At 67.5% G+C, this 6079-nt stretch carries 6 protein-coding genes; 2 read left to right on the forward strand and 4 right to left on the reverse strand.

What is annotated here, in order from left to right:
• Positions 1-491: paraslipin (locus tag AC1DYN_RS31280; RefSeq protein WP_477966488.1), on the reverse strand; the 491-nt coding region annotated here is incomplete at its 3' end.
• Between the two features lie 48 nt (positions 492-539).
• Positions 540-980: an NfeD family protein gene (locus AC1DYN_RS31285; protein ID WP_477966490.1), complete on the reverse strand. Its 441-nt coding sequence runs from the start codon at positions 978-980 to the stop codon at positions 540-542.
• A gap of 141 nt (positions 981-1121) precedes the next feature.
• On the opposite strand from AC1DYN_RS31285, the gene AC1DYN_RS31290 reads away from it, so the two are divergent.
• Together AC1DYN_RS31290 and AC1DYN_RS31295 are read left to right on the forward strand one after the other, a co-directional pair.
• Entirely contained in the window at positions 1122-3383 is a 2262-nt protein-coding gene (locus AC1DYN_RS31290; RefSeq protein WP_477966492.1) for an Orn/Lys/Arg family decarboxylase, read from the forward strand.
• A complete protein-coding gene (locus AC1DYN_RS31295; protein WP_477966494.1) occupies positions 3383-4162 on the forward strand; it encodes a hypothetical protein in 780 nt (259 codons plus the stop codon). The genes AC1DYN_RS31290 and AC1DYN_RS31295 overlap by 1 nt, the downstream gene beginning before the upstream one ends.
• Positions 4163-4229: 67 nt before the next feature.
• Here the strand turns inward: AC1DYN_RS31295 and AC1DYN_RS31300 are convergent, their stop codons facing one another.
• A complete protein-coding gene (locus AC1DYN_RS31300) occupies positions 4230-5150 on the reverse strand; it encodes an NAD(P)/FAD-dependent oxidoreductase (protein ID WP_477966496.1) in 921 nt (306 codons plus the stop codon).
• Positions 5151-5273: 123 nt separating this feature from the next.
• On the reverse strand, positions 5274-6079 hold an 806-nt coding region (locus tag AC1DYN_RS31305), incomplete at its 5' end, for a catalase (RefSeq protein WP_477966498.1).

Raw genomic sequence — 6079 nt, forward strand, 5'->3', positions numbered from 1 at the left:
GGCGGCGTCAGGTCCTTGATCTCGTAGCGCAGCACCTTGACGCCCCAGTTGGCGGCCGATTCATCGATCGCGTTGACGATGTGGGTGTTGATGTGGTCGCGCTCTTCGAACGTCTTGTCGAGTTCCATCTTGCCGATCACCGAGCGCAGTGTGGTCTGCGCCAGTTGCGTGATTGCCTGCAGGTAGTTCGATGAGCCGTAGGATGCGCGCATGGCGTCGGTCACCTGGAAGTACAGGACGCCGTCGACCTGCAACTGCGTGTTGTCGCGCGTGATGCAGACCTGCGGTGGCACGTCGAGCGGGATTTCCTTGAGGCTGTGCTTGTAGGCGATGCGATCGATGAACGGCACCACGAAGTTCAGGCCCGGCGCCAGCGTGGCGTGGTATTTGCCCAGSCGCTCGACCACCCAGGCGTTCTGCTGCGGYACGATCTTCAGCGTGCGGACGATGAAGATGCCGACGATGACCACGAGAATCAGCGCGATTTCCATGAGGGTGCTTTCAGGAGGGAAGAAGGGGAAGAAGGGGAAGAGGGCGGCTCAGCGGATCGTGGCCGGCGCAAGCACCAGCCAGTTGCCTTCGACCGCCTGCACGACGTGCTCGCCGGCCGCCGCCGGCGCATCGGGCGCGAGCCGCGCCGTCCAGGTCGAGCCGCGGTAGGCCACGCGGGCGGTGCGGTCGTCGGCCCAGGCCGTCACGTGCACACGCTCGCCGATGTCGATGTTGACGTCGCGGTTCTCGCGCACCGGGCCGGCGGCCGGGCGCTGCGAACGCCGCCAGTGCCACAGCGCGGTGGCGCCGCCGCCCACCAGCGCCGCCATCGCCAGCTGGCCGGGAACGGCAATGCCCAGCAGGGCCGCCAGCGCCGCGGCCGCCAGGCCGAGCGCGAACATCAGCAAGTAGAAGGTGCCGGTGGCCAGCTCGGCCGCCACCGCGACGCCTGCGGCCACCCACCAGAATGTCGACGGGCTCATGTCCATGGCCGCTCCTTGTTCAACGTGTGTTGCGCAGTTTGCACATCACCCCCGCGCGCTTGCGGCGCAGTGTAAGCCGCGTCCCGCAGCCGTCATCGATCGGCCCTACACTTCGCGCCTTGTCAAGTCCGCTGCCCTGAGGTCGCCATGCTGCGTTTCAACTTTCCGATCGTCATCATCGACGAAGACTTCCGCTCCGAGAACACCTCGGGCCTGGGGATCCGGGCGCTGGCCGCGGCCATCGAGAAGGAAGGCTTCGAGGTGCTCGGCGCCACCAGCTACGGCGACCTGTCGCAGTTCGCGCAGCAGCAAAGCCGCGCCAGCGCCTTCATCCTGTCGATCGACGACAACGAGTTCACGCAAGGCCCCGAGCTCGACCCGGTGGTGCTGAACCTGCGCAAGTTCATCCAGGAGATCCGCTTCAAGAACGCCGAGATCCCGATCTACCTGTACGGCGAAACCCGCACCTCGCAGCACCTGCCGAACGACGTGCTGCGCGAGCTGCACGGTTTCATCCACATGTTCGAGGACACGCCGGAGTTCGTCGCGCGCCACATCATCCGCGAGGCCAAGTCGTACATGGACGGCCTGGCACCGCCGTTCTTCCGCGCGCTGGTCGACTACGCGCAGGACGGCTCGTACTCGTGGCACTGCCCCGGCCACTCGGGCGGCGTCGCCTTCCTGAAGAGCCCGGTGGGCCGCATGTTCCACCAGTTCTTCGGCGAGAACATGCTGCGTGCCGACGTCTGCAACAGCGTCGACGAACTCGGCCAGCTGCTCGACCACACCGGCCCGATCGCCGAGAGCGAGCGCAACGCCGCACGCATCTTCAACGCCGACCACTGCTTCTTCGTCACCAACGGCACCAGCACCAGCAACAAGATGGTGTGGCACCACAACGTGGCGCCGGGCGACGTGGTGGTGGTCGACCGCAACTGCCACAAGTCGATCCTGCACTCGATCATCATGACCGGCGCGGTGCCGGTGTTCCTGCCGCCCACGCGCAACCACTACGGCATCATCGGCCCGATCCCGCGCAGCGAGTTCTCGCCCGCGGCGATCCAGAAGAAGATCGCGAAGAACCCGCTGCTCGCCGGCGTCGACCCGAAGAAGGTCAAGCCGCGCATCGTGACGCTGACGCAGAGCACCTACGACGGCGTGCTCTACAACACCGAGACCATCAAGCATTCGCTGGACGGCTACATCGACACGCTGCACTTCGACGARGCCTGGCTGCCGCACGCCGCGTTCCACAGCTTCTACGGCGATTTCCACGCGATGGGCCGCGACCGCCCGCGCCCGAAGGACCAGGTGGTGTATGCGACGCAATCCACGCACAAGCTGCTGGCCGGCATCAGCCAGGCCTCGCAGGTGCTGGTGCAGGACGCGCAGCACCGCAAGCTCGACACGCACCTCTTCAACGAGGCCTACCTGATGCACACGTCGACCAGCCCGCAGTACGCGATCATCGCGAGCTGCGACGTGGCCGCCGCGATGATGGAAGCGCCGGGCGGCACCGCGCTGGTCGAGGAGAGCATCCTCGAGGCGCTGGACTTCCGCCGTGCGATGCGCAAGGTCGACAAGGAATACGGCAAGGACTGGTGGTTCAAGGTCTGGGGCCCGGACAAGCTGGCGGCCGAAGGCATCGGCTCGCGCGACGACTGGGTGCTGAAGGCCGGCGCCAAGTGGCACGGCTTCGGCGACCTGGCCGACGGCTTCAACCTGCTCGACCCGATCAAGAGCACCATCATCACGCCGGGGCTGGACATGTCCGGCAAGTTCGCCAAGACCGGCATCCCGGCCTCCATCGTCACCAAGTTCCTGGCCGAGCACGGCGTGGTGGTCGAGAAGACCGGGCTGTACTCGTTCTTCATCATGTTCACCATCGGCATCACGAAGGGCCGCTGGAACACGCTGCTCACCGCGCTGCAGCAGTTCAAGGACGACTACGACCGCAACGCACCGCTGTGGCGCGTGCTGCCGGAGTTCGTGGCCAAGCAGCCGCGCTACGAGCGGCTGGGCCTGCGCGACCTGAGCCAGGCGATCCACGAGATGTACGCCAAGGGCGACATCGCGCGGCTGACCACCGAGATGTACCTGTCGGACCTGCAGCCGGCGATGAAGCCCACCGATGCCTTCGCGCGCATCGCGCACCGCGACACCGAGCGCGTCGCGATCGACGACCTCGAAGGGCGCGTGACGACCTCGCTGCTGACGCCGTACCCGCCCGGCATCCCGCTGCTGATCCCGGGCGAGCGCTTCAACAAGAAGATCGTCGACTACCTGAAGTTCACGCGCGAGTTCAACGCCAAGTTCCCCGGCTTCGACACCGACGTGCACGGGCTGGTGGAGCACGACAGCGACGAAGGGTCGCGGACATACCACGTGGATTGCGTCAAGGAGGCGTGATGGGAATGAAGATGATGGTGCGTGGTTTTTTCGGCGGGCTGTTGATCGCCGCGGGTTTCGGGGCGATGGCGGGCGGGCTGCCGGCACCGGGTGCGGGTTATGCGGTGGTCTCGCTGATCGGCGACAAGCTGTCCGTCGTGACGCACGAGGCGGGCACCGGCACGACGATCGAGCGCAACCGGATGCAGGCGCTGCCGGTGAACGGCGGGGTGTTCGATGCCGAGGCCATGACGCTGGCCGAGCTGGCGTTGAAGCACCTGGATGCCGCTGCGCGCGTGTCGCTGTACGACCTGTCGTCGCCGGCGATGTTCGAGCAGCAGGAGCGGTTCACCGAAGGCGGGCGGCTCCAGTTGTCTCCGGCCGTGGTGCAGGCCATGCGCAAGGACGGCGCGGCGTACCTGGTGCTCATCACCAAGCAGCTGTCGACGGCCCGCTTGCAGGCGGGCGACCAGGAGAGCCTGGGAAGCGGCCAGTTGCAGGGCATGGGCTTCTACATCGATCGCTCGGTCAGGATGATGGACTCCCGCACCGGCGAGACGGGGCGCGGGTTCTTTGCGCCGTATGTCTTCGCGAAGCTGTCGCTGATCGACCTGGCGACGCTGGAGGTGGTGAAGGAGTCGCGCATCCGGGCGAATTTCTCGACGGCATCGGTCGGCGCTGCAGCGTCTCCGGACGCCTGGGACGCGCTCACGCCGAAGGGCAAGATCGACGCGCTGAAGGCGCTGCTCGCCGAGCATGTGCCGATGGCGGTCGAGGCGTTGGTCGCCGCGCATCCTTGAATCTGCTGGACGTCCACAAGGCCAGGTAGGCGAGGCCGTTCCGCTCCGCTCGGCCCGGCGCGCGGCGTCAGGCGGCTGCCGCCAGCGTTCGCAGCGGCGCCTGACGGTCGACCCGCGGCTGAACCCACGGCCCGGCTGCCGACGCATTCTGGATCGCCTTCGCCACCTGCACGCCGTGGGCATAGGCCGTCGCGACGCAGGGGTGCAGGAAGTTGGTCACCTCGCCCGCCGCATACAAGCCGGGCAACCCCGGCACCGCCCCATGGCGGTCGACCTCGATGCAGCCGTCGTCCAGCGCGAGCCGCAGGCCGGCCGGAATGCTGGCCTCGAAGCCATATTGCACGCCGATCACGTCGAACCCGCGGCCGTCGACCGTCATCGCCGCCTGGTCCACCTCGAACGGCCCGATGTGCACGTTCTCGGGCGCCACCTGTTTCAACAGCAGCGGTTGCGCGCGCGGTGCACGCCGGCAAAAGATGTCGACGCTGGCCGCGCCACGCCGCAGCGCGAAGCCGGCCTGGTCGAACGCGTTGTCGCCGCCGCCCAGGATCGCGACGCGCCGGCCTGCCACCGCGATCCGTTCCATGGCCACGCCCGGACCGATGCCCACCGTGTCCGAGGGCACGAAGCCGCCGCGGCGCGGTCTCGATCCGGTGGCGATGACGACGTGGCGCGCCCGATGGGTCGTGCCGCGTCCCGACACCTCCCAACCCAGCCCGCCCGGGCACGGCTGGATGCCCGTGACCCAGAACCCGAGGCTGTGCGGCACGTTCGCCGACTCCAGGTGATCCTGCAGTTGCGCGGCCACCTGCTGGCCGGTCTTTCCCTGCAGGCCGGGGATCCAGCGGTTGGTGTACGGGTTGTTCAGCTGCAACCCGCCGACCGCGGAACCAGCCTCCAGCAACTGCACCTCCATTCCGAGCTGGTGCAGCCACAGCGCGCAGGCCGAACCGGCCGGACCGCCGCCGATCACCACGGCATCTTTCATCGTCATCCCCTGGTTCGTCTGATGGAGCTCCCAGCATGCGACCAGGGGGTGCGGCGGCATCCACGCCGTGCGAAGGCAGCAGCGGCCAGGCGAAACCGGGAACGAGCCGGCAGGAGTCGGTCCTCAGTCGGTCAATCCGGCTGCCTGCTGCTGCACCCGCCCCACGTCCGCCTTCACCGCCTTCGCGATCTCGCTGCCATACCCCGCATCGGCCTTGTAGAAGTGCGCCAGCATCGCGTACTTCACCGTGTCGTTGGTGACGCGCCCCAGGTCGCCGGCCAGGTTGGCCACCAGGTTCGCCTGGCCCTGCTTCGTCAGCGAGCGCCAGAATTCACCAGCCTGCCGGAAGTTCAGCGTCTTCGCGATGCCTTGCTGCTGCGTGCTGCCGGCCAGCGGCAGGGCCGACGACTTGAAGGCCACATCCTGCGGCAGCGGCTTCAGCCGCGACGGCTCGTAGTTGACCAGCCCGCTGCGCGCACCGGCGTTCGCATCGCCGTCCTGGTTGTTGTTCGCCACCGCCGCCTTCGGCGCATTGATCGGCAGCTGCTGCACGTTGGTGCCCACGCGGTACAACTGCGTGTCGTTGTAGCTGAACAGCCGCCCCTGCAGCAGCCGGTCTTCCGACGGCTCGATGCCCGGCACCAGGTTGCCCGGCGCGAACGCGCTCTGCTCGGTCTCCTGGAAGATGTTGGCCGGGTTGCGGTTCAGCGTCATCGTGCCGACCTTCGTCTCCGGCACGCCCGTCCAGACCTTGGTGGCGTCCAGCGCGTTGAAGTCGAAGCTGTCCAGCTGCTCGGGCTTCAGCAACTGCACGTACAGGTCCCACTTCGGGAAGTTGCCGGCCCCGATCGCCGCGATCAGGTCCTCGCTCGCATGGTTGAAGGTCTTCGCCTGCAGTGCCGTCGCCTCCGGGCCGCTCAGGTTCTTCT

Source organism: Rhizobacter sp. P2_D12 (genome assembly GCF_056404395.1).

Bases quoted from the DNA above. Each gene is read 5' to 3' on its own strand.
- AC1DYN_RS31285 (WP_477966490.1), bottom strand. From the start codon at position 980: ATGGACATGAGCCCGTCGACATTCTGGTGGGTGGCCGCAGGCGTCGCG.
- AC1DYN_RS31295 (WP_477966494.1), top strand. From the start codon at position 3,383: ATGGGAATGAAGATGATGGTGCGTGGTTTTTTCGGCGGGCTGTTGATC.
- AC1DYN_RS31300 (WP_477966496.1), bottom strand. From the start codon at position 5,150: ATGAAAGATGCCGTGGTGATCGGCGGCGGTCCGGCCGGTTCGGCCTGC.